The sequence below is a fragment of the Bradyrhizobium sp. CCBAU 11430 genome, assembly GCF_028128855.1.
GTDB classification, from domain to species: Bacteria; Pseudomonadota; Alphaproteobacteria; order Rhizobiales; family Xanthobacteraceae; genus Bradyrhizobium; species Bradyrhizobium ottawaense.
In genome coordinates, this window is the sequence record NZ_LBJV01000074.1 from 226,074 (window position 1) to 252,429 (window position 26,356).

General features: G+C 65.6%; 21 protein-coding genes. 12 read left to right on the forward strand and 9 right to left on the reverse strand.

Annotation, left to right across the window (positions count from 1 at the left end; all coding sequences use genetic code 11):
• Window positions 1-68 precede the first annotated feature (68 nt).
• From XI04_RS37785 to XI04_RS37795, 3 genes are read left to right on the forward strand one after another with little or no spacing between them, the layout of a single operon-like run.
• Window positions 69-857: an ImuA family protein gene (locus XI04_RS37785; protein WP_038947799.1), complete on the forward strand. Its 789-nt coding sequence runs from the start codon at window positions 69-71 to the stop codon at window positions 855-857.
• Entirely contained in the window at window positions 754-2,349 is a 1,596-nt protein-coding gene (locus tag XI04_RS37790) for a Y-family DNA polymerase (protein ID WP_271609377.1), read from the forward strand. The genes XI04_RS37785 and XI04_RS37790 overlap by 104 nt, the downstream gene beginning before the upstream one ends.
• On the forward strand, window positions 2,346-5,726 hold the full coding sequence (locus XI04_RS37795; RefSeq protein WP_271609378.1) for an error-prone DNA polymerase: 3,381 nt from the start codon (window positions 2,346-2,348) through the stop codon (window positions 5,724-5,726). The genes XI04_RS37790 and XI04_RS37795 overlap by 4 nt, the downstream gene beginning before the upstream one ends.
• 153 nt (window positions 5,727-5,879) lie before the next feature.
• Here the strand turns inward: XI04_RS37795 and XI04_RS37800 are convergent, their stop codons facing one another.
• Together XI04_RS37800 and XI04_RS37805 are read right to left on the reverse strand one after the other, a co-directional pair.
• Entirely contained in the window at window positions 5,880-6,650 is a 771-nt protein-coding gene (locus XI04_RS37800) for an SDR family NAD(P)-dependent oxidoreductase (protein WP_028143193.1), read from the reverse strand.
• A gap of 202 nt (window positions 6,651-6,852) precedes the next feature.
• Complete coding sequence (locus XI04_RS37805) at window positions 6,853-7,140, reverse strand: hypothetical protein (protein ID WP_008136644.1); 288 nt, start codon at window positions 7,138-7,140, stop codon at window positions 6,853-6,855.
• Between the two features lie 58 nt (window positions 7,141-7,198).
• On the opposite strand from XI04_RS37805, the gene XI04_RS37810 reads away from it, so the two are divergent.
• The 3 genes from XI04_RS37810 (at window position 7,199) to XI04_RS37820 (ending at window position 13,150) form a co-directional block, all read left to right on the forward strand.
• Window positions 7,199-8,599: a CoA transferase gene (locus XI04_RS37810; RefSeq protein WP_038971542.1), complete on the forward strand. Its 1,401-nt coding sequence runs from the start codon at window positions 7,199-7,201 to the stop codon at window positions 8,597-8,599.
• Window positions 8,600-8,744: 145 nt separating this feature from the next.
• On the forward strand, window positions 8,745-9,995 hold the full coding sequence (locus XI04_RS37815; RefSeq protein WP_038947806.1) for an efflux RND transporter periplasmic adaptor subunit: 1,251 nt from the start codon (window positions 8,745-8,747) through the stop codon (window positions 9,993-9,995).
• 38 nt (window positions 9,996-10,033) lie between these two features.
• Window positions 10,034-13,150: an efflux RND transporter permease subunit gene (locus tag XI04_RS37820; protein ID WP_028143190.1), complete on the forward strand. Its 3,117-nt coding sequence runs from the start codon at window positions 10,034-10,036 to the stop codon at window positions 13,148-13,150.
• Window positions 13,151-13,153: 3 nt separating this feature from the next.
• Here XI04_RS37820 and XI04_RS37825 read toward each other — a convergent pair whose 3' ends face one another.
• The 5 genes from XI04_RS37825 to XI04_RS37845 form a co-directional block, all read right to left on the reverse strand.
• Window positions 13,154-14,116 carry an amidohydrolase family protein gene (locus tag XI04_RS37825; protein ID WP_038947807.1) on the reverse strand — a complete coding sequence of 321 codons (963 nt, stop codon included), beginning with the start codon at window positions 14,114-14,116 and terminating at the stop codon, window positions 13,154-13,156.
• A 51-nt stretch (window positions 14,117-14,167) separates the two neighbouring features.
• Complete coding sequence (locus tag XI04_RS37830; protein WP_370091933.1) at window positions 14,168-14,452, reverse strand: hypothetical protein; 285 nt, start codon at window positions 14,450-14,452, stop codon at window positions 14,168-14,170.
• Between the two features lie 106 nt (window positions 14,453-14,558).
• Window positions 14,559-15,956, reverse strand: coding sequence for a TolC family outer membrane protein (locus XI04_RS37835; RefSeq protein ID WP_049801717.1), 1,398 nt, complete (start codon window positions 15,954-15,956; stop codon window positions 14,559-14,561).
• 220 nt (window positions 15,957-16,176) lie between these two features.
• Window positions 16,177-16,956: an enoyl-CoA hydratase gene (locus XI04_RS37840; protein ID WP_271609379.1), complete on the reverse strand. Its 780-nt coding sequence runs from the start codon at window positions 16,954-16,956 to the stop codon at window positions 16,177-16,179.
• Between the two features lie 134 nt (window positions 16,957-17,090).
• Window positions 17,091-17,777, reverse strand: coding sequence for a hypothetical protein (locus XI04_RS37845; protein ID WP_038971539.1), 687 nt, complete (start codon window positions 17,775-17,777; stop codon window positions 17,091-17,093).
• Window positions 17,778-18,068: 291 nt separating this feature from the next.
• Here XI04_RS37845 and XI04_RS37850 point away from each other — a divergent pair, with 291 nt between their 5' ends.
• Window positions 18,069-18,614 (forward strand): sigma-70 family RNA polymerase sigma factor, encoded by a 546-nt coding sequence (locus tag XI04_RS37850; protein WP_095424621.1) that lies wholly within the window; start codon window positions 18,069-18,071, stop codon window positions 18,612-18,614.
• Between the two features lie 2 nt (window positions 18,615-18,616).
• Entirely contained in the window at window positions 18,617-19,255 is a 639-nt protein-coding gene (locus XI04_RS37855; RefSeq protein ID WP_095424620.1) for an NrsF family protein, read from the forward strand.
• Between the two features lie 12 nt (window positions 19,256-19,267).
• On the opposite strand, the gene XI04_RS37860 is transcribed toward XI04_RS37855, so the two are convergent.
• Entirely contained in the window at window positions 19,268-20,371 is a 1,104-nt protein-coding gene (locus tag XI04_RS37860) for a DUF2336 domain-containing protein (RefSeq protein ID WP_028143183.1), read from the reverse strand.
• Between the two features lie 63 nt (window positions 20,372-20,434).
• The gene (locus tag XI04_RS37865) at window positions 20,435-21,592 is read right to left on the reverse strand and encodes a GGDEF domain-containing protein (RefSeq protein WP_028143182.1); all 1,158 of its coding nucleotides are present in this window, start codon (window positions 21,590-21,592) and stop codon (window positions 20,435-20,437) included.
• Window positions 21,593-22,030: 438 nt separating this feature from the next.
• On the opposite strand from XI04_RS37865, the gene XI04_RS37870 reads away from it, so the two are divergent.
• The 4 genes from XI04_RS37870 to XI04_RS37885 all read left to right on the forward strand — a co-directional run bounded on the left by XI04_RS37870 (window position 22,031) and on the right by XI04_RS37885 (window position 26,296).
• Window positions 22,031-22,600, forward strand: a complete 570-nt coding sequence (locus XI04_RS37870) for a sigma-70 family RNA polymerase sigma factor (RefSeq protein ID WP_018315733.1) — start codon at window positions 22,031-22,033, stop codon at window positions 22,598-22,600.
• Window positions 22,597-23,292, forward strand: a complete 696-nt coding sequence (locus XI04_RS37875; protein ID WP_028143181.1) for a hypothetical protein — start codon at window positions 22,597-22,599, stop codon at window positions 23,290-23,292. The genes XI04_RS37870 and XI04_RS37875 overlap by 4 nt, the downstream gene beginning before the upstream one ends.
• A 16-nt stretch (window positions 23,293-23,308) precedes the next feature.
• Window positions 23,309-25,024 carry a S8 family serine peptidase gene (locus tag XI04_RS37880; RefSeq protein WP_212429503.1) on the forward strand — a complete coding sequence of 572 codons (1,716 nt, stop codon included), beginning with the start codon at window positions 23,309-23,311 and terminating at the stop codon, window positions 25,022-25,024.
• A gap of 525 nt (window positions 25,025-25,549) precedes the next feature.
• Window positions 25,550-26,296: a TIGR03809 family protein gene (locus XI04_RS37885; protein ID WP_271609419.1), complete on the forward strand. Its 747-nt coding sequence runs from the start codon at window positions 25,550-25,552 to the stop codon at window positions 26,294-26,296.
• Window positions 26,297-26,356 lie beyond the last annotated feature (60 nt).

Genomic DNA, 26,356 nt, shown 5'->3' on the forward strand with positions numbered 1-26,356 from the left:
ACAAATGAGCCAGCCGCTGGTTCTCTTTTTGAGAGCCATCGGCAATCACCCCTGAAGGAGCGGCGAGCATGAGCGGCGCACGGACAAGCGCGCTTGCGACCTTGCGCGGCCAGATCGAGCGCATCGAGACGGCGACGGTCGTGCATCCGCACGATCGCGTCGCGCTCGGTCACAGCGAAGCCGACAACGCGCTGAAGGGCGGGCTCGCGCGCGCGGCGATCCACGAGGTGTTTTGCACTGGGTCTCAGGGGACGGCCGCGACCGGCTTCGTCATGGGGCTTGCCGGGCGCGTCTCGGCGCAGCGGCCGCTGCTGTGGGTACGGCAGGATTTTTCAGAGATAGAGGCAGGCGCGCTGTCGATGAGCGGGCTCGCCGAGCTCGGCCTCGATCCGCGCCGCGTGGTGATGGTGCGCGCCGCCGATGTCGAGAGCGCGCTGCGTACCTCGGCCGATGCGCTCGCCTGCGATGCGCTGGGCGCCGTCGTGCTCGAGCTCTGGGGCGAAACCAGGCAGTTCGATCTCGTGGCGAGCCGCAAGCTGACGCTGGCCGCGCAAGGCTCCGGCGTCACCGGCCTGATGCTGCGGATGGCGGCGCAGCCGCTGCCTTCGACGGCGGAGACCAGGTGGATGCTGCGCGCGGCGCATTCGCCGCCGGGGTCGGTGTGGGACGCATGGGGCGCGCCGCGCTTCGATGCCGAACTCTTGCGTAATCGTCATGGCCCCTGCGGCCGGTGGATCATGGAATGGAATTGTGATGAGTGCCAGTTCAGTGAACCGTCGACGTATTCTCAGCCTGTGGCTGCCACGCCTGCCCATCGACCGGATCCAGCGGTTCTTCAACAGCTCCGGGCTGGGTAAAACCAATAATGAGCCGAGCATCGTCGTCATCAAGGACAACAATGCGCTGGTGATCCATGCGCTGGACGAGGCTGCCGAGCGTCTCGGCCTGTACGTAGGTCAGCCGCTCGCCAATGCGCGGGCGATGTGCCCGGATTTGCGCGTGTTCGACGCCGATGTCGCGGCCGATGCGAAGACGCTTAGCGACATCGCCGACTGGTGCGACCGCTTCACGCCGCTGGTCGCGCTCGATCCGCCGCACGGGCTGTTCCTCGACATCACCGGCTGTGCGCATCTGTTCGGCGGCGAGGCTGCGCTGTTGCAAGCGCTGGTTCGGGCGCTCGGCCGACAAGGCTTTGCCGTCAGCGCGGCAATCGCCGGCACCTCGGTCTGCGCGCGCACGCTGACGCGGCAGACCACGGGCACCATCGTTGCCGATGGCGGCGAGGCGGAGGCGATCAGCCGGTTTCCGGTGTCCGCGCTCGGTGCGGGCGAGGCCATCACCACCGGCCTGCGCCGCGCCGGCCTCAAGACCATCGGCGACGTCGCCACGCGCTCGCCGAGCGAGATCACGGCGCGGTTCGGAGCGCGGTTCTCCACGCTGCTGGCGCATGCGCTGGGGCAGGGCGATGCGCCGATCAATCCGCGAAAACCGCTGCCTGATTATATCGTGGAGAAGCGTTTCGCCGAGCCGATCGCGACCGACACCATGATCGCGATGACGCTGTCGCGGCTGGCGGACACGCTGATTGCCTCCATGGAGAAGCAGGGCAAGGGCGCGCGCCGGCTGGAAGCCGCGTTCTTCCGCACCGACGGCGTGGTGCGCGCGATCATGGTCGAGACCGGACGTCCGGTGACGCGAAGCGCGGTGATCGACCGGCTGTTCCGCGAGCGTCTCGATGCGCTCGCCGATCCCCTCGATCCCGGTTTTGGCTTCGATATGGTTCGCCTGTCGGCGAGCCGCACCGAGATCGTGGTGCAGGAGCAGCGCGATCTCGACGCCCATGTCCACGACAATGACGAGCTTGCCGCCCTGATCGACCGCATTGCCGCGCGCATCGGCGGAAAGCGCGTCGTCGTGCACCTGCCTGAGGATACCCATATCCCCGAATGTGCGGTGCTGGTCGCCCCGGCGCAGCATCATCTCGCCGCCGCCATGCAGGCCGAATGGCCGGCACGGACCGAAAGCGAGCCACCGCTGCGTCCCTTAAGGCTGTTCGACAAGCCGGAGCCGATCAAGGTGCCATTCGCGGCCGTGCCGGATGGTCCGCCGCATCAGTTCACCTGGCGCCGCGCGCTGCATGCCGTGGTGCGGGTGGAAGGACCCGAGCGTATCGCGATGGAATGGTGGCGGCAGGACGGCAAGCAGCTGACCCGGGATTACTTTCGCATCGAGGATGCCGAGGGCCTGCGCTTCTGGATTTTTCGCGACGGACTTTACGAGGGGGAGGTGTTCGACGGCGACGGCGAGCCTGCTTCTCCCGGCTGGTATGTGCACGGTCTCTTCGCATGAATAGCCCCGCTTATGCCGAGATCGGCATCACCACCAATTTCTCCTTCCTGCGCGGCGGCTCGGATCCGCGCGCCTATGTGCATCAGGCGAGCAAGCTCGGCATTCCCGCGGTCGGAATCGCCGACCACAACACGCTCGCCGGCGTGGTGCGGGCCTGGAATGAGCTCGACAATGACAAGGTGCTGCACAAGCCGAAACTGCTGATCGGTGCGCGCATCGTCTTCATCGACGGCACGCCCGACATTTTTGTCTACCCGCGCGACCGCGCCGCCTATGGCCGGCTGTGCCAGCTCCTGACCAAAGGCAAGCGCGGCGACGACATCACGCGGATCGAGAAGGGCGAGTGCCGTCTCACCTTCGCCGATCTCCTGGAATTCTCCGAGGGGCAGCTTTTGGTCCTGACGTTGCCGCATCGCTTCGAGCCGGCGCAGGCGCTGGATGTGCTTGCAAAGCTGAGGGCAAGCCGCGCCGAGGGCGTGTGGCTGGCAGCGAGCCTGATCTATCGCGGCGACGACCGGCGCCGCCTGGCACGGCTCGATGACCTCGCGGCCAAAGCAAAAGTGCCGCTGCTCGCGACCAACGAAGTGCTCTATCACGATCCCGGCCGCCGTCCGCTTCAGGACGTGCTGACCTGCATCCGGGAAAAGACCACGATCGAGGCGGTCGGACGGAAGCTGGAAGCCAACGCCGAGCGTTTTCTGAAAACACCTAGGGAGATGGCGCGGCTGTTCCGCGATGTCCCCGAGGCGATCGCGGAGACCATGCGTTTTGCGGGGAAGATCGACTTCTCGCTCGACCAGCTCAAATACCAGTATCCGGATGAGCCGGTGCCGCCGGGCAAGACCGCGCAAGGGCATCTGGAGGATTTGACCTGGGCGGGCGTCGATAAATACTTTGGCGGCATCGAGAACATTGACGACAAGCTGCGCGCGACGTTGAACAAAGAACTCGCGCTGATCGCCGAGCTGAAATACGCGCATTATTTCCTCACCGTGCACGACATCGTGCATTACGCGCGCAGCCAGAGCATCCTGTGCCAGGGGCGGGGGTCGGCAGCGAACTCGGCCGTGTGCTACGTGCTCGGCATCACCTCGGTCGATCCGACCAAGGTCGATCTGTTGTTCGAGCGCTTCATCTCCAAGGAGCGGCTGGAGCCGCCTGACATCGACGTCGATTTCGAGCATTCCCGGCGCGAGGAGGTGATGCAGTATGTCTATCGCCGCTACGGCCGCCATCGTGCCGCGATCATCGCAACGGTCATCCACTATCGCCCGCGCAGCGCCATCCGCGACGTCGGCAAGGCGCTGGGCCTGACGGAGGACGTCACCGCCGCGCTCGCCGACACCGTCTGGGGCAGTTGGGGCAAGGGCCTCAACGACATGCAGGTCAGGCAGGCCGGGCTCGATCCGCAAAATCCCATGATCAACCTTGCGGTCGAGCTTGCAACCGAGTTGATCGAATTCCCCCGCCATCTCTCCCAGCATGTCGGCGGTTATGTGCTGACCCAGGACCGGCTCGACACCTATGTCCCCATCGGCAACGCGGCGATGGACGACCGCACCTTCATCGAGTGGGACAAGGACGACGTCGACGCGCTCAACATGATGAAGGTCGACGTGCTCGCGCTGGGCATGCTGACCTGCATCCGGAAATGTTTTGATCTGATCGCAGACCACAAAGGCGAGCGTTTTGTGCTGGCGAGCGTTCCACAGGACGATCCCAAGGTTTACGACATGCTGTGTGATGGGGAATCGCTCGGCGTGTTCCAGGTCGAGAGCCGCGCCCAGATGAACATGCTGCCGCGCCTGAAGCCGCGGACCTTCTACGACCTCGTCATCGAAGTCGCGATCGTGCGGCCGGGTCCGATCCAGGGCGACATGGTGCATCCGTATTTGCGTCGGCGGAACGGCCTGGAGAAGGTGACCTATCCCTCGCCATCGCCCGAGCATGGTCCCGCGGACGAACTCTACAAGGTGCTGCACAAGACGAAGGGCGTGCCTCTGTTCCAGGAGCAGGCCATGCGCATCGCGATCGAGGCGGCAAAATTCACGTCCGAGGAAGCCAACGGCCTGCGCCGCTCGATGGCAACCTTCCGCAATGTAGGCACCATTGGCCAATACGAGGAGAAGCTGATCGGCAACATGGTCGCGCGCGGTTACGATGCCAATTTTGCCAGAAGCTGCTTTGACCAGATCAAGGGCTTTGGCTCCTACGGTTTCCCGGAGAGCCACGCCGCGAGCTTCGCCCAGCTCGTCTACATCTCGTCATGGCTGAAATATCATCACCCCGACGCTTTCTGCTGTGGCCTCCTGAACTCGCAGCCGATGGGCTTTTATGCGCCCGCACAGATCGTCAGCGACGCCCGCAAGAACGGCGTCGAGGTGCGCGACATCGACGTGTCCTGTAGTTTTGCGCAGAACACGCTGGAGAATACTGACGGCAGGTATTGTGCCGTCCGCCTTGGCTTTCGCCAGATCGACGGCTTCCACTGGCTCGATCCCGATGAGGAGGCCCTCAAGAAGGAGCAGGCGAAGCGGCAAGGCAAGATCTATGTCACTCAGGAAGACTGGGGCGACCGCATCATCGCCGCCCGCAACCGCCGCCCCTTTACCTCGCTGGAGGATTTCGCCCGCGACACCGGCCTGCCCAAGCGCGCGCTGATCCTGCTGGCCGATGCCGACGCGTTTCGCTCGCTCGGGCTCGACCGCCGCGAGGCGCTGTGGCAGGTGCGGCGGCTGCCCGACGACGTGCCGCTGCCGCTGTTCGAGGCGGCGACCGCGCGCGAGCAGCCGGACGAGCACGCGCAACCGCTGCCGGTGATGCCGCGTTCCGAGCAGGTGGTCGCGGACTACCAGACCATCCGGCTATCGCTGAAGGGGCACCCGATGGAATTCTTGCGCGAAATGTTTTCGCGCGAGCGCGTCGTCGCCTGCAAGGATATCAGTCACGAGAACGAGCGTCGCCGCGTCCGCTGCGCCGGCGTGGTGCTGGTGCGGCAACGGCCGGGCAGCGCCAGCGGCGTCGTGTTCATGACGCTGGAGGACGAAACCGGCATCGCCAATGTCGTGGTGTGGCCCAAGATCATGGAGCAGTACCGGAAAGAAGTCATGGGCGCGCGCCTCATCCTGGTCGAAGGCTATATCCAGAGCAGTCCCGAGAAGGTGACGCATCTCATCGCCCAACGCATGATCGATCGCTCGCATGATCTGGTCGGCCTCGCCAACGACGCGCTGAGCCGCAAGCATCCGGTGCCGGCAGGTGCCACCGTGGTCGAGCCGCTCAACGAAGACTCTCGCGCGCTTGCGGACATGCCGGCGCAGAAAATCCGCCACCCCCGCAACGTCCGCATCCTGCCGCCGTCGCGGGATTTTCATTGAGGGGTGGGGCGAAGTGCTGCCACACGCACGGCTGCCGTAGGGTGGGCAAAGGCGCGTAAGCGCCGTGCCCACCTCCTTTTGCGGCTCGTCGCGAAGACGTGGGCACGCTTTGCTTTGTTTACCCTACGAGCTCCTCGATGATGACGTCGCGCCTTAAAAATTCACCCGGTTCGAGATCGCGCCGTCCACGACGAGATTCGATCCCGTCGTGAACCCCGACACCGGGCTTGCCAGAAACACCGCGGCGCTCGCGATTTCCTGCGGCGTGGCCATCCGGCCGGTCGGATTGCGCTTCATCGCGTCGGCGTAACGCTCGGGCATGTTCTTCTCGACCATCTCCCAGACGCCGCCCTTGAAATAGACCGTGCCGGGCGACACGACATTCACGCGGATCTTCTTCTTTGCATATTGCCGCGCCAGCCCCTTGGCCATGTGGATCAGCGCCGCCTTGATCGGGCCGTAGGAACTGGCCGTGTCCGCCTGCGCCGCCGAGATCGAGGAGATGATGACGAAGGCGGCGTCGCCGCTTCTCTCGCCGCTCGCTTCGAGGAACGGCCGCGCGGCGTCGAACGCGTGCACGGCGCCAAGCAGGTCGAGCCGGAAGTTCTGCTCCCACGATGCGGGATCGTGGCCTTGCGCCATCGCGCCGGCGTTGGAGAACAACAGGTCGACGCCGCCGAGCTCTTTTGCGGCACCCTCGATCCAGGATTTCAGCGCTGCGCCGTCGGTCACGTCGACCGGGCCGCCGGTGGCGTTGGCGCCCTTCGCCTTCAGCTCGGCAACGGTAGCCGCAACCTGATCTGCATTGCGCGCGCACACCGCGACATTGGTGCCTTCACCGGCGAGCGTCTCCGCAATCGCCCGCCCGATGCCGCGCGTGCCGCCGAGCACGATGGCGTTCTTGCCTTTGAGACCGAGATCCATTGTTGGGTTTCCTTTTTGTTGGTCGCGGGAGTGTAGCTGTTTCGGAAGACGCCCAGAAGCCTCCACATGGTCATTGCGGGCGCAGCGAAGCAATCCGGAAATGCATCTGCGGAAATAGACTGGCTTGGTCGCATCAGCACAAAATTGCCACGCAATCTTGTCGCGAGCTCCTCGCAATGACGTGGAGAGAGGTGGGGCCTCCTCACTCCGGCGCGGCGCCCACCGGCGGGCCGCCGGGCGGGCGGTGCAGGAAGGTCAGCGAGGCATAAGCGCCGGCCCAGGAGCCGATCGCGGCGAAGGCAACGTAAAAGGCGTTTTCGGTGTAGCTGATCACGGCGTAGGAGGAGAGCAGGTACCAGACCGCACTCCAGTTCGCGGCCGGCACGCGTTTTCGCGCGATCACGGCCGAGGTGAACATGACATAGACCGCGTCTGTGGCCGCCGTTGCGATGAACACGGCGCCTGCGGTAAGGGGGTCGATGGCGGCCATTGCATTTCCTTATGGGCTAATGGATGGTCGCTTGAAAAACTAAGGGAGAGAAGCGGCCATGCAAAGCCCTGCCGACATTCTCAAGGACATCTGGACCTCCGCCGGGGGCGATGCACCAGCGCTCGAACGCGTACGGCTGAGCGGCGAAGAGCCTCAGCTTCCGTCCTCGTTCCGCGTCGCAATTGCCGGACAGACGACCATCGCCGCGGCCGGCCTCGCCGCCGCGGAGATCTGGCGACTGCGCAGCGGGCAGACGCAGGATGTCTCCGTCGACATGCGCCACGCCGTTGCCGAATGCCGCTCCGAGCGCTATCTGCTTCTCGACGACAAGCCGCCGCCCCCGGCCTGGGACGCCATCGCCGGCGTCTACAGGACCGGCGACAATCGCTTCGTTCGCTGCCACACCAATTTCCCGCATCATCGCGACGCCGTCTGCAAGGTGCTCGGCTGCGAGGCGGAGCGCGACAAGGTGCAGGCCGCGCTGATGCAATGGAAGGGCGAGGATTTCGAGACTGCGGCTTACGCGGCGGGCGGCGTCGTCGCGCTCATGCGCTCCCACGACGAATGGTCCGCGCTGCCGCAGGCGCGTGCGCTCGCCGGGTTGCCGCTGCTCTCGATCGAGAAGATCGGCGAGGCCCCGCCAAAGCCGTGGCCAAAAGGCGATCGTCCGCTTGCAGCCCTGCGCGTGCTCGATCTCTCTCGAGTCATCGCGGGGCCCGTCGCCGGCCGCACGCTCGCTGCGCATGGTGCGGATGTGCTGCTGGTGTCAGGGCCGGAGCTGCCCGCCATTCCCTGGCTCACCATCGACACCGGCCGCGGCAAGCTCACCACCTTCATCGAACTGAAGAGCGAGACGGGCAGGGCGCAATTGCGCGAACTGTTGCGGGACGCCGACATCTTCTCGCAGGGCTATCGCCCGCGCGCGCTCGCCGCCCTCGGCTTTGCGCCCGAGGATGCAGCGCAGATCAATCCCGGCATCGTCTATGTGACGCTGTCGGCCTATGGCCACGCCGGCCCCTGGGCCGAGCGGCGCGGTTTCGATTCCCTCGTGCAGACCACGACCGGATTCAATCACGCCGAGGGACGCGCTGCCGGTCTCGATGGCCCCAAGGAATTGCCGGCGCAGATGCTCGATCACGCCACCGGCTATCTGATGGCGTTCGGCGCGATGATGGCCAAGGCGCGTCAGGCGCGCGAAGGCGGCAGCTGGCACGTGCGTGTGTCGCTGGCGCAGACCGGGCGCTGGCTTTGGAATCTCGGCCGGCTCGATGGCGGACTGAACACCCCGGATCTTACGGGCGACGCTGTACATGCTGCGTTCATCGAGAGCGTGCCATCTGGCTTCGGCATGTTGAAGGCGGTGCGCCATTCGGCGATGCTGTCGAAGACGCCGGCGCAATGGAGCCGTCCGGCAATGCCGCTCGGCAGTCATCCGGCACAGTGGCCGGCGCGAAGCTGACGTGAAGCTGACATGTCGCGAAATTTTAACGCAAACCGAAAGGCGCCCGGCGTTTTTTAGGTTGTTTGAACTCCCAATTCGGCACTATTAGCGCAACCGATAAGGCAGGCATCTGCCGAGATCGTCGCAGACACGACCGGGCTCCATGGTAGTTGAAAATACCAAGCGATTGCAGGTGTTTACAAAACAACGGGTGATCACATCCGTAGTTCTACTAGCTCTTGCCGGTGTCGGCGCCGGTGCCTACGGCTTCCTCTCTTCCGGGTCCAAGGAAAAGAAGCACTCCGAGATCTCCAGCCAGTCGCGCAGGAATGCGCAGAACTTCACGCCGACGCCGTCCGAATGGGCGACGCTGACGATCGAGCCGGTCAAGGCCAAGGCCTTCCGCGCCGAATATGTCACGGAAGGCAAGGTCGCCGTCGACGAGGACCGCTCGACACCGGTGTTCTCGCCCTATGCCGGCCGCGTCACCAAGCTGCTGGCCAAGCCGGGTGAGATGCTGAAGCAGGGCCAACCGCTGTTCACGATCGAGGCCGCCGACACCGTGCAGGCCCAGAACGATTTCATCGCGGCGATGACCTCGCAGAACAAGGCGAAGTCGGCGCTCGAGCTCTCCGACATCCAGTTCAAGCGCGCCAAGGACCTCTACGAGGGCCATGCCATTCCGCTGAAGGATTATCAGCAGGCCGAAGCGACCCAGGTTCAGGCGCGCAACGACATGCGCTCCTCGGGGACCGCGCTGGAAGCCGCGCGCAACAAGCTGCGCATCCTCGGCTTCACCGACGAGACCATCAAGGCGTTCCAGGACAAAGGCGCCATCAATCCGGAAGTCACGATCTATTCGCCGATCTCCGGCACGGTCGTGCAGCGCAAGATCGGCCCCGGCCAGTACGTCAATTCCGGCGCCAGCGATCCAGTCTTCGTGGTCGGCGATCTCTCCACGGTCTGGCTCACCGCCTTCGTGCGCGAGAGCGACGCCGCCGCGGTCTGCATCGGCCAGGACATCACCGTCAACGTGATGGCGCTGCCGGGCCGCCCCTTGACCGCCAAGATCAATTACGTCGCTGCCGCGATCGACCCCAACACCCGCCGCCTGCAGGTCCGCGCCACCATCGACAACAAGGACGGGCTGCTCAAGCCCGAGATGTTCGCCAACGTCACGATCTACTCGGCCGGCGATCGCGCCGCGCCCGCTGTGCCGAAGCAGGCGTTGATCTATGAAGCCGACAAGGTCCGCATCTGGGTCGCGCGCGAGGACAAGTCGGTCGAGCTGCGCCAGATCAAGATCGGCCTCATCAACGGCAACCTCGTCGAGGTCACCAGCAATCTGAAACCCGGCGAGCAGATCGTCACCAAAGGCAGCCTGTTCATCGACCGCGCGGCGTCCGGCAGCTGATCGACGACCCAAAAAACTGAAGACAAATTGAAGACCTGATGGATCGTCTCGTCGCCCTTGCCGTCAACCGGCGCTTCCTGATGGTCGGGATGTTCGTCGCCGTGCTGATCGGCGGCGTCATCGCGTTCAACCAGCTCAACATCGAGGCCTATCCCGATCCGACCCCGCCGATGGTCGACATCGTGACGCAGAGCCCGGGGCTGTCGGCGGAGGAGATCGAGCGCTACATCACGATCCCGATCGAGACCCAGGTCGCAGGTCTGAAGAACCTGACGACCATCCGCACGATCTCGCTTTACGGCCTCTCCGACGTCAAACTCCAGTTCTCCTTCGCCTACACCTATGACGAGGCGTTGCAGCAGGTATTGAACCGCCTGGCGCAGCTCGCGCCGCTGCCGGGCAACGTGCAGCCGCAGATCTCGCCGCTCAGCCCGATCGGCGAGATCTTCCGCTACCGTCTCGTGGGTCCGCCGAACTACAGCGTGCTCGATCTCAAGACCATCCAGGACTGGATCCTGCAGCGCCGCTTCCGCGCCGTGCCTGGTGTCATCGACGTCACCGGCTGGGGCGGCAAGAGCAAGACCTATGAGCTCCAGGTCGACTTCAACAAGCTGGTCGCCAACGGTCTGACGCTGCCGCAATTGCTCCAGGCGGTCGGCAATTCCAACGTCAATGTCGGCGGCAACACCGTCAATATCGGCCAGCAATCGGCGGTCGTGCGCGGCGTCGGCCTGATCCGGTCGATCGACGATCTCGCCAATACCATGGTGGCGCAGACCGGCGGCAATCCGGTGCTGGTCAAGGACGTCGCCACCGTCACCGTCGGCCAGAAGCCGCGCCTCGGCATTGCCGGCCTCGACGAGTCCGACGACATCGTGCAGGGCATCGTCCTGATGCGCCGCGGCGAGCAGAGCTCGCCGACCATCAAGCGTGTCCACCAGCTCGTTCAGACCATCAACAATTCCAGCATCCTGCCGCCCGGCGTGCGCATCGAACGCATCTACGACCGCGGCGACCTGATCGAGCTCACCACCCACACCGTGCTGCACAACATGGTGGTCGGCATTCTCTTGATCGTGCTGTTGCAGTGGATCTTCCTCGGCGACCTGCGCAGCGCGCTGATCGTCGGCGCCACCATTCCGTTCGCGCTGTTCTTCGCCGTCATCATCCTGGTGCTGCGGGGGGAATCGGCCAATTTGCTGTCGGTCGGCGCGATCGATTTCGGCCTGATCGTCGATGCCACCGTCATCATGGTGGAGGCGATCTTCCGCCGTCTGACCCAGACGACGCCGATGTCCGAGACCGAACATATGTCCAATGAGACTCTGTTCGGCATGAAGAGCCACGCCATCCTCAGCGCGGCCGCCGACGTCTCGCGCTCGATCTTCTTCGCCGCGGCGATCATCATCGCGGCCTTCCTGCCGCTGTTCACGCTGTCGGGCGTCGAGGGCAACATCTTCGGGCCGATGGCCCGCACCTATGCCTATGCGCTGGCCGGCGGGCTGCTTGCGACCTTCACCGTCACGCCGGCGCTGTCCGCGATCATCCTGCCCGCGCATGTCGAGGAAACCGAGACCAGGGTGATGCGGATCCTGCACCGGTTGTACTCGCCGTTGCTGCAGTGGGCGGTCGCCAACCGCAACATCGTGCTCGGCGGTGCGGTCGGCCTCGTGCTGATGACGGTGGCGCTCAGCCGGATGCTCGGCCTCGAATTCCTGCCGAAGCTGGAAGAGGGCAATCTCTGGATTCGCGCCACGCTGCCGCCGACCATCTCGCTCCAGGAAGGCAACAGCTACGTCAACGAGATGCGCAAGGTGATCCGCGCCCGGCCCGAGGTGGAATCCGTGGTGTCGCAACACGGCCGTCCCGACGACGGCACCGACGCCGCCGGCTTCTTCAATGCCGAGTTCTTCGCGCCGCTCAAACCGATCAGTCAGTGGCCCGGTACCCGCGACAAGGAAGAGCTGACCGCGCAACTGCTCAAGCAGCTCGACGATCGCTTCCCCGGTGTCGAGTTCAACTTCTCGCAATATCTCCAGGACAATGTCTCCGAGGCCGTCTCCGGCGTGAAGGGCGAGAACTCGATCAAGCTGTTCGGCAGCGACCTGCAGGCGCTGACCGACACCGCCAACAAGATCAAGTCGGTGCTGGCCACGGTGCAGGGCGTCACCGACCTTGCGGTGTTCACCTCGCTCGGCCAGCCGACCGTCCAGATCGACATCGACCGCGCCAAGGCCGCGCGCTACGGCCTTGCGCCGGGCGACATCAACGCCACGATCAAGGTCGCGATCGGCGGCGACACGGCGGGCGATCTCTACGAGTCCGGCTCCGATCGTCACTTCCCGATCATCGTCCGCCTCGCGCCGGAATACCGCAGGAGTGCCGAGGCGATCCAGAATTTGCGCATCGGCGCACCCGGGCCGAACGGCACCGTCACGCAGATTCCCCTGAGCGAGGTCGCCACCATCAGCCTCGTCTCTGGCGCGGCCTACATCTATCGCGAGCAGCAGGAGCGCTATCTGCCGATCAAGTTCTCGGTGCGCGAGCGCGACCTCGGCAGTGCGATTCGCGAGGCGCAGCAGAAGATTGCCGAGCAGGTGCAGCTGCCGCCCGGTTCGCACATGGACTGGGTCGGCGAGTTCGGCAATCTCCAGGACGCGATCCGGCGGCTGTCGATCGTGGTGCCGATCTCGCTGGCGCTGATCGGCGTGCTGCTCTGGTTCAATTTCGGCTCGATGACCGACACGCTGCTCGCGATGAGCGTGATCCCGATGGCGATCTTCGGCGGCGTGCTGGGACTTTTGATATCGGGCACGGCATTCAGCGTTTCCGCGGCGATCGGCTTCATCGCGCTGTTCGGCATCGCCGTGATGGACGGCATCATCATCCTGTCGCAGTTCAACCAGCTCATCGAAGAGGGCATGGACCGCATGAGTGCGGTGGTGCGCACCGGCGAGCTTCAGCTCCGGCCGGTGCTGATGACCTGCGTCGTCGCCGGCGTCGGCCTGCTGCCGGCGGCGCTGTCGGAAGGAATCGGCTCGCAGGTGCAGAAGCCGCTCGCGGTCGTCGTCGTCACCGGCATGATGCTGGCGCCGGTCGTGATCCTCGTCACGCTGCCGGTCCTGATCTCGTTCTTCTCGCGCCGCGCGCGCTGACCGTCAGAATCCGTAGAGTCGTGCCGGGTTGTCGACCAGGATCTTCTTGCGCACATCGGCATCCGGTGCCCACACCGGAAGCTGGTTGAGCAGGCGGGCGTCGTCGATCTGATAGAGCGGCGCGATGTCGGTCGGCTTGCGTCCCTCGACACGGCTCGAATCCGGATGCGGCCAGTCGGTGCCCCAGACGATGCGGTCCGGATTCGCCGCGATCAGCGCACGTGCATAAGGCGCCATGTCCTGATAGTCGGGCGCGAGCTTTGACGAGCGATAGGCGCCGGAGATCTTCACATAGGCCTTGCCGGACTTCACCAGCGCAGCGAGATCGGAGAAACCCGGCTGCTCCAGGCCGAGCGAAGCTTCCAGCCCGCCGAAATGGTCGAACACGACAGGTACCGGCGCCGTCTCGACGAGGTCCTTGATCGCCGAGATCATAGGAAGCGTGGTGTAGAGCTGCACGTGCCAGCCGCGCGCCTTCATGCGCTCGACGGCGGTGGTGAAGCGTGACCTGCCGACATTGGGGTCGTTGACGCCGCCGGTTGCGAGATTGAGGCGCATGCCGCGGAAACCGTCCGCCTGCATCGCATCGAGCTGTGCCTCGGTCGTCTTGTCGTCGATCACGGCGACGCCGCGCGCATTGGCGCCGCGTGCCTTCATGCCGAACAAGGTCGACGAATTGTCGGTGCCGTAGACGCTGGGGGTGACGATCACCACGCGCTCGATATGCAGCGCCTTGTGCAGTGCAGCCATTTCTTCGGGGCTTGCCGGCTCGGGCGTGTAGACGCGCCCGGCGAAGAACGGAAACTTCTCGACGTCGCCATGAATGTGAGTGTGGCAGTCGCAGGCATGCGCGGGGACGTCGAAATTGACCGGCGTCGCAGGCTGCGCCGCGCGGGCGTGGGCTCTGTTGGTCATGGCTACTCCGGCGGCGAGGGAGGCAAGCAGGACGCTGCGTCGATCGAGCACGGTTTCTCTCCCTGGTTGTTTTATTTGGCAGTGTGCCGGGACGGTACCACATCAGCCGGATCGAAGCTGCGCTTCGTTGCATAGCTGCTCGACAATGTCCGCAAGCAGACGTGAGCCGTCCGCGCGCACGACCGGGCAGGGCAGGCCCGCGAGCCACGCTTCATGCTTGGCGAGACTGCGACCTTCGCGATCCCCCGCTTCGTAATGAGAGGCCCATTCGACGAAGTCTTCGGTCTCGTCGTGGCGCCAGCCGCCCGGCGCGACGGCGTCAGCGCCGAAATGGGCGGCCTCGCGGGCGCGCAATCGCTTCATCCGGATCTCGCGCGGCGCGGTCACGAAGCCGGCCCGCGAGCGCCCGGCCGAGCGTCGTCACGCCGGAGCCCGAAGCGCCCGTCAGATGGATGCGGCGGCTTTTCATGGGCACCGGCCCGATAGATTGAAACTACTGCCCCGACGGCGTGCGCAGCCCGTGCCAGGCGTCGCGGACCTGGTGGTAGTGAACCTCGGGCAAATAATCCGGCGTGTTCAGGCTGAGCGTCTTGACGTCGAGATGGCCGATGGCGCTGAGCAGCGTGTAGGATGCGATGACGCGGTCGCGGTTGGCGCCGATCAGGCGGGCCTTGGCCTGGATCAAATCGGCCTGCGAGTTCAAGACGTCGACCGTGGTGCGTTGTCCGCCGGCGGCCTCGCGCTGCACGCCCTGGAGTGCGACGGTCGCAGCCTTCACTTCGGATTCCGAGGCCGACACGGTGATCTTGGCGCCTTCATTGGCGACCCAGGCGCTCACTGCCGCCGTGCGAGCCTGGTTGCGGACCTGGTCGAGCACGAGCCGGCTCTGCGCCGTGATCTCCTTGGCCTGCCGGGTCTGCGCGGCGGCCTGGCCGCCGTCGTAGATCGGCGCGGTGACATTGGCGACGATCGAGGCCTGGTCCTCGGCGAAGGTGCCGAGCGTCGGGTCGTTGTTGCGGCTCTTGCTGGCGCTGCCCTGGATGGTGGCGCTCGGCAGCAATGAGCCTTCGGCTATGCGGATGTTGGTGGAGGCGACATCGACGTCGAAGCTGGCGGCCATCACCGCCGGATGCTGGCGGATTGCCATGGTCATGGCGTCTTCGCGGCTCTTCGGCAGATAGCGATCGACGGCCTCGGCGGCCCGAAGCTGCGATGGCGCATTGCCGATCACTTGCGCATAGGTCGCCTGGCTGACGGCAAGCGCGACCTCGGCGGCGTTGAGATCGGCAAGGCCGCGGTTGAGGCGCGCTTCGGCCTGCGCGCTGTCGGTCGGCGTGACATCGCCGGCGTTGAGGCGGCGCTGGGTGACCGAGAGCGTCTCGCGCAGGAAGGCGACGTTGGAACGCTGCGCTTCGACCAGCGACTGGTTAGCGAGCACGTTGGTGTAGGCGGTGACCGCGTCGAGCAGCACGCCCTGGCCGACATTGCGCAGCGCCTCGCGGCCCGACTGCACCTGGAGCTCGGCGGCCCGCACGTTGTTGGCGGTGCGGAAGCCGTTGAACAGGGTCTGCGTCACGGTGACGCCGATGATCCATGGCTTCAAATTGCCGGTCTGGATTGTGTTGTCGGGCAGCAGATTGCGAACCGATTGCAGGCCGGCGCTGAGGCTCGCCACGATCTGCGGCCGGTAACCGGCGAGGGCCTGCGGCACGTTCTCGTCCGTGGCGCGTTGTCGCGCACGTTCGGCATTGAGCTGTGGATTGGTCTGGTAGGCCTTGGCGAGCGCCTCCGGCAGGGCTTCGGCCCAGGCGGCGGAGGGCAGGGCGCAACACAGCGCCAGCGTGGTCCATGTCGCAAGCACAGGACCCACGCCCGATCGATGCCGCGTCATCTCGCGACCAGCTCTGGCGGTACGCCCAATCATGAAATCCCGCTTACCCCGGCTGTCCGCCCCCGCCGACGGTGGCCTCTTAACTGTTTAGCCAGCCGAGGTCCCGCAGGCAAACTGCCGCGGGGGAAACCCCCATGTATTCCGTGCTTGTTGCAGGTGCGTCACAGGATCTCACGGGAACGCGGCCGAGCCTTACACCAGCCTGACCCGTTCCCTGACGTTACCGATTCTTGTTCACCGGCTTGCGCTTCTCGATGAACGCCGCCATGCCCTCGGAGCGGTCCTCCAGCGCGAAGGTCGAGTGGAACAGGTTGCGCTCGACGCTCATGCCCTCGGCGAGCGTGGTCTCGAAGGCGCGGTTCACCGCTTCCTTGGCCATCGCGGCCGCAGGGCGCGACATCGAAGCGATCTTCTCGGCCGCCGCCATCACTTCGTCCATCAGCTTGTCAGCGGGCACGATGCGGCTGACGAGCCCGCTTCGCTCGGCCTCCGCCGCATCCATCATGCGGCCGGTGAGGCACAGGTCCATCGCCTTGGACTTGCCGATCGCGCGCGTCAGGCGCTGGGTACCGCCGATGCCGGGAATGGTGCCAAGCGTGATCTCGGGCTGGCCGAACTTTGCGGTGTCGGCGGCGACGATGAAATCGCACATCATGGCGAGCTCGCAGCCGCCGCCGAGCGCATAACCGGCAACCGCCGCAACCGTCGGCTTGCGGCAACGCGCGATACGGTCGCCGCCGATCGCGGCGAAATCCTCGGAGAACATGTCGATGAAGCCCTTCGGCTGCATCTCCTTGATGTCGGCGCCGGCGGCAAAGGCCTTCTCGCTGCCGGTCACGACGATGCAGCCGATAGCGTCATCGGCCTCGAGATCGTCGACGGCGGCGGCAATCTCGCGGAAGACGCCGAAGGAGAGCGCGTTGAGCAGCTTCGGCCGGTTCAGCTTGATGATGCCGACCGCGCCTTTGCTTTCGACGATGATGTGTTCGAACGTGCTCATGCTCCACCCACGCTTTTGATTGGGCGGGCAATGTGCCCGCTGGCGCGGTGGGCTTCAAGGGGCTAAAGGCCGCCGGAACACGCAGCGAGATGCGCGTTCCGGGGAGGTCTCTCGGGCCAGGATCGGGCCCGCAATCACGCCATGAACATGCGGGCGGCGGACGCCAGCGTCAGCAGCGTGCCGACGCCGATGAAGATCTTGCCGATCAGGGAGCTCTGGTCCCAGGCAGAGCTCTGCTGGGTGCTTGCCATCACCGGTGCCGGCCGGGGCTGGGCCTCGGTTGCGGCAATCACCGCCTTCTGCGCGGGCGGGTTGTCCTGTTGCGCGGCGCGGTCGATGTCGTTGAGCTGATCGGGGGCGACCACCTGGCTCTCGGCGTTCGCAGCGTTGGTATTATCGGCCGCTGCCTGGACATTGGTGTTGGCGCGGTCTGTCATTGCCGAGGCCGCTGCCGCAGTCGGGGTGTCGGTGGTGGCGAGCTGCGCATTGGCGTTGGCGACCGCTGGCGGCATCTGGGTCGAGGCCGGGACGTTATTGTCGGCCGTGCTGTCGGCCTTCGTCTCGTCGGCCTTGTTGTCGGCCTTGGCCGGAGCGGCGTTCTTGTCGGCCTTGTCGTCGGATTTCTGTGCTGTCTTGCCGCTGGTGGTGGTGCGGCGTGACTCATGGCGCCGGTGCTTGCTCGGCTTGGCCGCGTCGGCCTGCTTGCCCGCGCTGTCCGAATTGCTTGTGGCCGAGTTTGGGGCCGCCTGTGCAAGGCCTCCGAACAGCAACAAAAGGCCGGCAAGAACAATCAGGGCCGCGCGCCCGCTGGCTTTCATCATGGTGATGATCTCCCCAATTCCGCCCGTCCCGGACACGAACAGAGACCCCGGGGCGTGACGACAGCGGGGCAGAAAATGGGAATCTTCGGGCCACAACGGGCAAAACCGGGGCAGACCGGACCCCCTGAAGCCAGCCGCCGGGTGCGGGACGGGCCGATCGGTGTTATGAGCCGTCGCAGACGTTTACGGCCGGATCGGTCGCGCGGTCCAGGGCATATCACGAATTCGTGATTTCGTCGAACCCGCGTAACAAATTGAACGGACGGCCGAATTGCATGGTGAGGGGCGCGCGTGCGCGGAAGTGAGGACGAATGGACCGGCCTGATGCGGTCGGCCATGGCTGGCGATGATGCGGCCTATCATCGCCTGTTGAGGGCGGTCACGCCGGTGCTGCGCGCTGCAGCGAGGCGAGGCCTGGCACGGGCAGGCCAGCCTCCCGACCAGGCCGAGGATATCGTGCAGGAGATTCTGTTGGCGGTGCATCTGAAGCGGCACACCTGGGACAGCGAAGCCCCCTTCGCGCCCTGGCTGTTTGCCATCGGCCGCAACAAGCTGATCGACTCGCTGCGCCGGCGCGGCAGGCGCGTCTTCGTCAATATCGACGATTTCGCCGAAACCCTGCCGGGCGAGGCGCCCGAGGAAACCGCCTCCGCGGGCGAGGTCGCAGCCCAGCTCAACACCCTGCCGCAGCGCCAGCGCGACGTGCTGCAGTCGATCGCGGTCGAGAGCGCCTCGATCAAGGATACGGCGGCGAAGTTTTCGATGAGCGAGGGCGCGGTGCGCGTCGCGCTGCATCGCGGACTTGCGGCGCTGACGACTAAACTGCGGGACCAGTAGTCATGGACACCGATCAACTCATCCGTTCGCTCGCAGCCGACAATGCGCATCGCGCGCCGCGCGTCGGCGCGGTGCTGACCATGGCGCTCCTGGTGGCCGCGCCCTTGTCGATCCTGATCTTCGCGACGTTCCTCGGCGTGCGTCACGACGTGATGAGCGCGATGCACAACCCGTTCTTCGATATGAAGTTCGCGGTGACGCTGTCGCTCGCGATTCCCGCCATCATCGTCAGCCTGCATCTGTCGCGTCCCGAGGCCCTGCTGCGCGGCTGGGGCTGGCTGCTGCTGCTTCCCGTCGGGCTGCTCGCGGTCGCGATCGGCAGTGAGGCGATGATGGCGCCGGCCATGCCGATGACGATGCGCTTGATGGGCAAGAACTCCAGGGTGTGCCTGGTCGCAATTCCGGCGATGTCGCTGCCGCTGCTTGCGGGGGCGCTGTTCGGCCTGCGCCATGGCGCGCCGTCGCGCCCGGCGCTTGCCGGAGCGCTCGCCGGCCTGGTGTCGGCCGGCCTTGCTGCGACGCTCTATGCCTCGCACTGCACCGACGATTCGCCCCTGTTCGTCGCGACCTGGTACACGCTCGCGACCGCGCTGGTGACGGCGATCGGCGCGGCGGTCGGGGCGAGGGTCCTGAGATACTGACCGCGCCGGGCCTCACGCCGCCGGCGTCGTGCCCAGCTGCATGCGGTGGAAGCGCAGCACCTGCTGCGCGGTCGATGAGCGCAGCGCCTCGTAAACGTCGCGCAGCGTCAGCATGTCGGTCTGCGAGCCGCCGGAGAGCTTCTCGCGCATCGCGATGATGGCCCGCACGCTCGGCCAGGACATGCCGGCGACCTTGGCGAGGATCATCACGCCCTCGGTGCGGCTTTCGATCATCATGGTCTCGGCGGTCTCGACCGCGACGCCGGCGAGCGCCGCGAGCCCCGCATTGGTTTCGTCGAACTTGCCCTGCTCGGCGAAACTGGTGACCTGGAATTCGTTGAGGCGGCCGTCCTCGTGCAGCGACTTCACCAGCGCGCGCGCCATCTCGGTCTGCTTCGTCATGGCGGCGGCGCGGACCCTCTGGGCCACTTCCTGCACCACGCTCGACACCTCGTCCACGAGCTCCGGATGCGCGGCCTCGAGCTTCCTGCGCACGCTCAAGGACGCCTTCGCAACCAGCTTCAAATAGTGATGGCGCGGCAGGTCCGGCCGCTGACCGATGCAGGTGGCGAGGTCGTCGTCGCGTTCGGCGCGGGTGACGAGATCGGTGAGGCTTCCCTCGGAGAGCCGCGCGCCCGGATTGCCAACGGTCGACTGCACCACGTCCTCGTTGCCGCGCGTCACCAGCACGTCCGTCAGCGCTTCCGACAGCACCCGCCGCAGCGAGATCGCCTTGAGATGGGCTTGGCCCCTCGTGCGCGCGATCTCGATCAGGGTCGTCTCGTCCAGCCGTTCCGATTTCGACAGCACGGGGCCGGAGACCTCGATGACTTCGTCGAGCGCGAGCGTGCGCATGATTTTCGGGGGCGCGGCCGCGATCGGTGCGAGGCGGTCGGCGAGCAGCGCCTTGGCCGACGTCTCGATCTGCTCGATCAGGCACTGGAACACGTCGTCGAACACGCGGATGTGGTCGTCGGAATAGTCCACCGAATTGCCCACGAACAGATCGGTGACGCGGCGCAGCGTCTCGACCCGGCGCGCGACCGTGCCGTGCGAGAGCGCAGCCTGCAGTTCCTCCAGCAGATTCTCGGATGTTTTTGTGGATCTGGATCTCATGGCCCTGTCCTGGAGCGCTCGGTCCGGCGGCGGCTTCTGTCGCAGCGGGAAAAAATGGATTGGTCAGCTCGTTGCAATGCGGTTGCGCCCTTGCGCCTTGGCGGAATAGAGCGCGCGATCGGCGCGCGCGAGAAACGTGTCGGCAGTATCGACGTCGCGCAGCGTCACCACGCCCGCGGAAATGGTCACCCGCATATTCAGGGAGAATGCGCTCCAGTCGAGATCGGCGATGATACCGCGCAAGCGCTCGAGCATGCGCTGTGCGGCGTCGTCCGACGTGTCCGGCAGCAGCAGGAGGAATTCCTCGCCGCCGTAGCGGCCGAAGCAGTCGGCCGGGCGGATGTTGGCGAACATGGTGATCGCGAAGGTGCGCAGCACCTCGTCGCCGACGGGATGGCCGTGGGCGTCGTTGATGCGCTTGAACCAGTCGAGATCGATCAGTGCGATCGCGCAGGGCATCGATGTCTGCCGCGACTTTTCGATCTCGGCGTCGAGCAGGCGCATGATGCAGCGGCGGTTGTAGGAGCCGGTGAGCTCGTCGAGCTCGGCCAGCTCCTCGATGCGCTGATAGGCGGCCTTCAGCTCGATGCTGCGCCGGTACAGGATCTTGCGCAGGGTGGCGCCGAACAGGCCGAGGAAGGCGCACTGGCCGATCACCAGCACGAAGCAGAGCATCGAGGCGGTTCGCTCCAGGCGGGTTGCAACCGGCAGTCCGATCGGCAGGTCCGAGCCCAGGAAGACCAGGGCGAGCCCGCAGGTGGCAAGGCCCCAGGTCACCATCGCCTGGCTCGAGGTCATCCGCAGCGTGCCAAACGCGAAGATCAGAAACAGCACGGCGATGAACGCGACCCCGACCGTCGGCACTGCGAGCAGGAACAGCAGCTGCAACGCCATATGCGCCGAGATCTGGAAGACGGTGAGGTAATGATCCTCGAACCGGTCGCCGAAGCCGGCTTCCGAGAGCACGGTGAACGTACCGATGATCAGGAGGCCGCCGAGCCAGAACAGCGATGGAACGGCCATGGAGACGGCGCCGCCATAGGCGTAGAGCAGCAGGACCGAGGCGCCCAGCGAATAGCTCGCCACCTGGCCGATATACATCTGGCGGCGCTGCCGGGCCCGGCGCGCCAGCACTTCGGAAGCCGCCGCCTCGGGCGTGAGCACGAGATCCGCGACCTCAGCGGCATTCCTCTCGGGAAAGGACGTCGCGGCCGTGCTCATGGTCCCGCCAATGGTGATGTCAGCGTAAAAATCTACGTGGCAAGCCTTTAGGTTTGGTATCCTTGGAAACCGAATCCGAACCGTGCAGCGCGGAACAAGGCGGTCGGCTGGCGGGAGAAATTTTGCCGGCGATCAGGTATCCGTTTGCGATGCGATCGAGCCTAAGCCGGGCTTGGCGAGACATATGTCGTGCAGGGCTGCTATGGAACCGGACGAGGCCGGGCCGCCTGTGCCGGACAGGCATTCCGCAGGGAAGTATCGCAGTATTATGTTACCGATCTGGATGAAGACGGCCGACGGCCGCCGATGGGACAAGAAAAATACGCGTATGTGGGGTAGGTCACATAGGCCACCGTATGACTGCGGTACGCTGAACAATTTTGCACCCCCGGTCGAACCGTCCGCCGCGCCGACCCGACCAACTTTGCGAGACGGGCATTGAGCGTGACACAGGCGGCTTCGGACGAGGTCCTGATCGCCAGGATCGCCCAAGGTGACCGGCTCGCCATGCAGGTGCTGTACGGGCGGCACCATGTCAGGGTCTACAGGTTCGGGCTGAGGCTCGTGCGGGACGAGCAGGCGGCGGAAGACCTCATCAGCGAGGTGTTTCTCGACGTCTGGCGTCAAGCCGGCAAGTTCGAGGGCCGATCCGCCGTTTCTACCTGGCTGCTGGCAATCACCCGTTTCAAGGCCCTGTCTGCGCTCCGGCGCAGGAAGGATTTCGAGCTGGACGAAGACGCCGCCAACGCGATCGAGGATACGTCCGACAATCCGGAAACGGTGGTGCAGAAAAAGGATACCAGTGAAGCGTTGCGGGAGTGTCTGACGGGCCTCTCGCCGGACCATCGGGAAATCGTCGATCTCGTCTACTACCACGAGAAGTCCGTGGAAGAGGTGGCCGAAATCGTCGGAATACCGGAGAACACTGTGAAGACGCGCTTGTTCTATGCGCGCAAGAAACTGGCCGAACTGCTGAAGGCAGCCGGCGTTGAGCGAGGCTGGCCATGATGGCTTTGAGCAAGAAGATGCTGGAGCAAGAGCCCAGTGAAATTGAACTGCTGCTGCCGTGGCACGCGGCCGGCACGCTGAACGCACGCGATGCGCGGCGGGTCGAGGAAGCGCTGGCGCGCGATCCCGGGCTTGCCAGGCAATATGCGGCAATCCGCGGCGAGTACGAAGAGACCATTCATCTGAACGAGAGCTTGGGGGCTCCGTCGGCGCGCGCGCTGCAGAAGCTGTTCGCCTCGATCGACGCCGAGCCTGCGCGGGCAAGCGGCTCGCTGCCGCTGTCGGCGCGCATTTCGACCTTCTTCGCGAGCCTGTCGCCGCGCACGCTGGCGTGGTCGGCGAGCCTCGGCGCCATCGCGCTGATGCTGCAAGCCGGAATCATCGGCGCCGTGCTGATGAAGAACCAGCCCGCGACCTTCCAGACCGCTTCGCTCTCGACCAGCGGTCCGATCACACGCGAACTCGGTACGACTGTTCCGCCGGCGCGCGCGCTGGTGCGCTTCACGCCCGAGGCCCGCGTCGCCGACATCACCGCGCTGCTCGACAGCTATCAGGCCTCGATCATCGGCGATGCCAAGGGCGGCATGTTCCGCCTCCAGTTCGACAAGGCGATGAGCCAGGACGAACTCGCCTCGCTGCTCGGCAAGATGCAGCGCGAGAAGTTCGTCAACCTCGCCGTCGCGGCGCCTTAAGCGCGCCGCTGATCCGATGACAGGCAAGTCCGAGAGCAGGGTGCGCGCCGGGGCCTACGCTTCATCGGTCGGCGCGGCGCTTTTGATCGCCGCCTGTCTCGGCGTCGAGGTTGCGCAGGCGCAGGCGATCATGCGCACGCCGACGATCAGCGTGCCCACGCGAACGCCGACCATCTCTCCGAGCATCGCCCCGCGCATCGCTCCGACCATCTCGGCCAGGGCGGTGTCCGTCGACCGCGGCCCGCGGACGATGGCGACCATTCCCCACACCACGACGTCGCGCCTGCGGCCGACGACGACGGTGCTGCCCTATGCGCGCTACTCGCCGAACCTGTATCCGGCCTGCACCGCTCCCTATCGCGATGCCGAGGGCGAATGCCTGGCGCAGCCGAATGCCGGCGGCGGTGGCTCGGGCAAACCCGCCAAGAAGAGCGCCGGCAAGGGCCGCGGCAACGCCACGCCGGCCGCCGCCAATCTTCGCAGCTTCGCCAACGAATTCGTGGCCGAGATCGACGGCACATTGTCGCCCGATGATGCTGACGCGTTGGCCCGCCGGCACGGCTTGACGCGGATCTCGTCGGAGAGCTTCCCGCTGATCGGGGCTACGTTCGGTCTGTTTCGTGTCACGGATGGCCGGCCGTACGAGGCGGTGCGGCGCGAATTCGCGGCCGACGGCAGCGTGCGCTCGCTCCAGCCGAACTTCCGCTATGTGCTGCAGGACCAGAAATCGACGCCGCCCAGCGAAGGCGATCCTGCGCAATATGCACTGACAAAGCTCCGCCTGCCGCAGGCGCATACGCTGGCGCACGGCGCCAACGTCACGGTCGCCGTGATCGACTCCGGCATCGACACCAAGCATCCAGAGCTGGCCAATTCCGTCGCCGACAATTTCGATGCGCTCGGCAGCGCGGAGGGGCCGCACGTCCACGGCACCGGCATCGCCGGCGCCATCGTGGCGCATGACCGGCTGATGGGCAGCGCCCCCCAGGCGCGCATCATCGCGATCCGTGCCTTCGGTGGCAGCAATGGCGGCGCCGAGAGCTCGTCCTACATCATCCTGCGGTCGCTGAATTACGCCGCCGAGCACGGCGCGCAGATCGTCAATATGAGCTTTGCCGGTCCGAAGGACGCCGTGATCGAGCGCGCCATCGCGGCGACCGCCGCGCGCGGTCTCGTGCTGATCGCCGCCGCCGGCAATGCCGGGGCAAAATCGCCGCCGCTCTATCCGGCCGCCAATCCCAACGTGATCGCGGTCAGCGCGACCGATCAGCAGGACAGGCTGTTTACGGCATCCAACCGCGGCAATTACATCGCCGTCTCGGCGCCCGGGGTCGACATCTTCCTGCCGGCGCCGGACGGCAAGTACCAGATGACGTCGGGAACCTCGTTCTCGGCTGCCTATGTCTCCGGCGTCGCGGCGTTGCTGCTCGAGCGCAATTACACCTTGAAGCCGGAGGCGCTGCGCATGACGCTGGCGAAGACCGCGCGCGACCTCGGCTCCCCCGGGCGTGACGAGCTTTTCGGCGACGGCCAGACCGATGCGTTTGCCGCGGTCATGGCTGTTCCCGCCGACAGCGCGACGCCGGTTGCGGCTGCGTCCGGTACAACAAAACGTGAAGATGCCGGGAAGCGTCGCGATGAGCCTGGCACCCGCGCGATCGAACAACCCTCGCTGTCGAGTGCGGACGATAAATCCACGATTTCTCAGGCGGATAGGCCGGCGACGCGATAGCGGCTGCGACAAAGATGCGCGCACGTCCAAGCTCAAAAAAGCGAACCCCGCATTGAACGTTCAGCCAGCTGCCACGACCAAATTATGTGGGAGCGGTCATCCCTCCCCATCAGTCATATCAGGCGCGAGCGCCCATCCACCCCAAGCGCCCATATGGCTTGACCCGTCCGGTTGTCCCCCCGGACGGGTCTTTTCTTTTGGGCATCCGATTCTTCGAAGCCTCGCGTTCGTTCAGCTTGCGGTTGATCGGACGCCCCTGTGTTCGAGTCGGCTGTTCGCTCAGCGCGTCGCACCTCCGCTATGCTTGTGCGAGGCTTGACTCGAAAACACAGCAAATCTCCGCACGACTACGGTGATTGACGACGACTGGCGTGTCGTTGCTGGACAAGTCAAAACTTTTCCACAAAATATTCATGTCGCGTCTAAATTGATTCGTGTGCGTTGCGTCCCCCGCGTCCGTGTTTTCCCCTGACGGGCTGGTTCATGACACATCGCCAAGAGTCTTATTGCGCGTCTGCGCGTGCCGTGGTTGCTGGCCGCGACGTCGCGGCGCGCTGGTGCGCTCTCGCCGAGCAGCGGCTGCAACATCTCTCCGAAATGTTCGAGACCGGCCGCTGGCGCCGTTATCACTCAGAGATCGCATTCCTCGAAAATATCCAGGAAGCCAAGCGCGCGGTCCAGACCTGGCGCGCGCTTGCGACCGGTGCTGACGTCGCCGAGGCCGCTGCAAGCGTGACGCCGGCATTCGGCTGGTCGCCGGCGACCATGCCCCGTGTGTTTCCGCGCGAGCAGCAGGCGCAGATCGTGCAGCCCAAGACCCTGCACCCAAAGGCCGTCCACATCGCCCCCGAGACCGCCGTGCCGGTCAGGCTCGACCCGAAGCCGGACGTTCTCGCCGAGATCACCGAAGCCCCGATCGCGCCACTCGCCGCGCCCGCAGCCTCCGCTGCGATGGCGTCGTTCATCGCGCCTGCCGAGATGCCGCCGCTCAAGGCTCCGGCTGCGAGGGCGCCGCTGACCGCACCTGCCGTGAGGTCACCGCTCGCCGCGCCTGCCGCAATGGCGCCGCGCGCTGCGCCTGAAGTGAGGCCGCCGCTGGCTGTGTCTGCCGCGAAGCCGCCGAAGGCCGCGCCTGCCGCGATGGCATCGCTCCTGCCGCAGTTCGCCCCGCCGGCCGCCGAAATCGTCGCAGCCCCCGAGCGCGTCGTCGAATTCACGTTCAGCCTCGACGGCCTTGAAGCCAAGTACCCGCTGCTCAGGAACGCGTTCTAGCCGTTAAGGTGGGGATGGAGGAGAGGCAGCCGGCTCTCTTGCTCCGTCATCCTGAGGTGC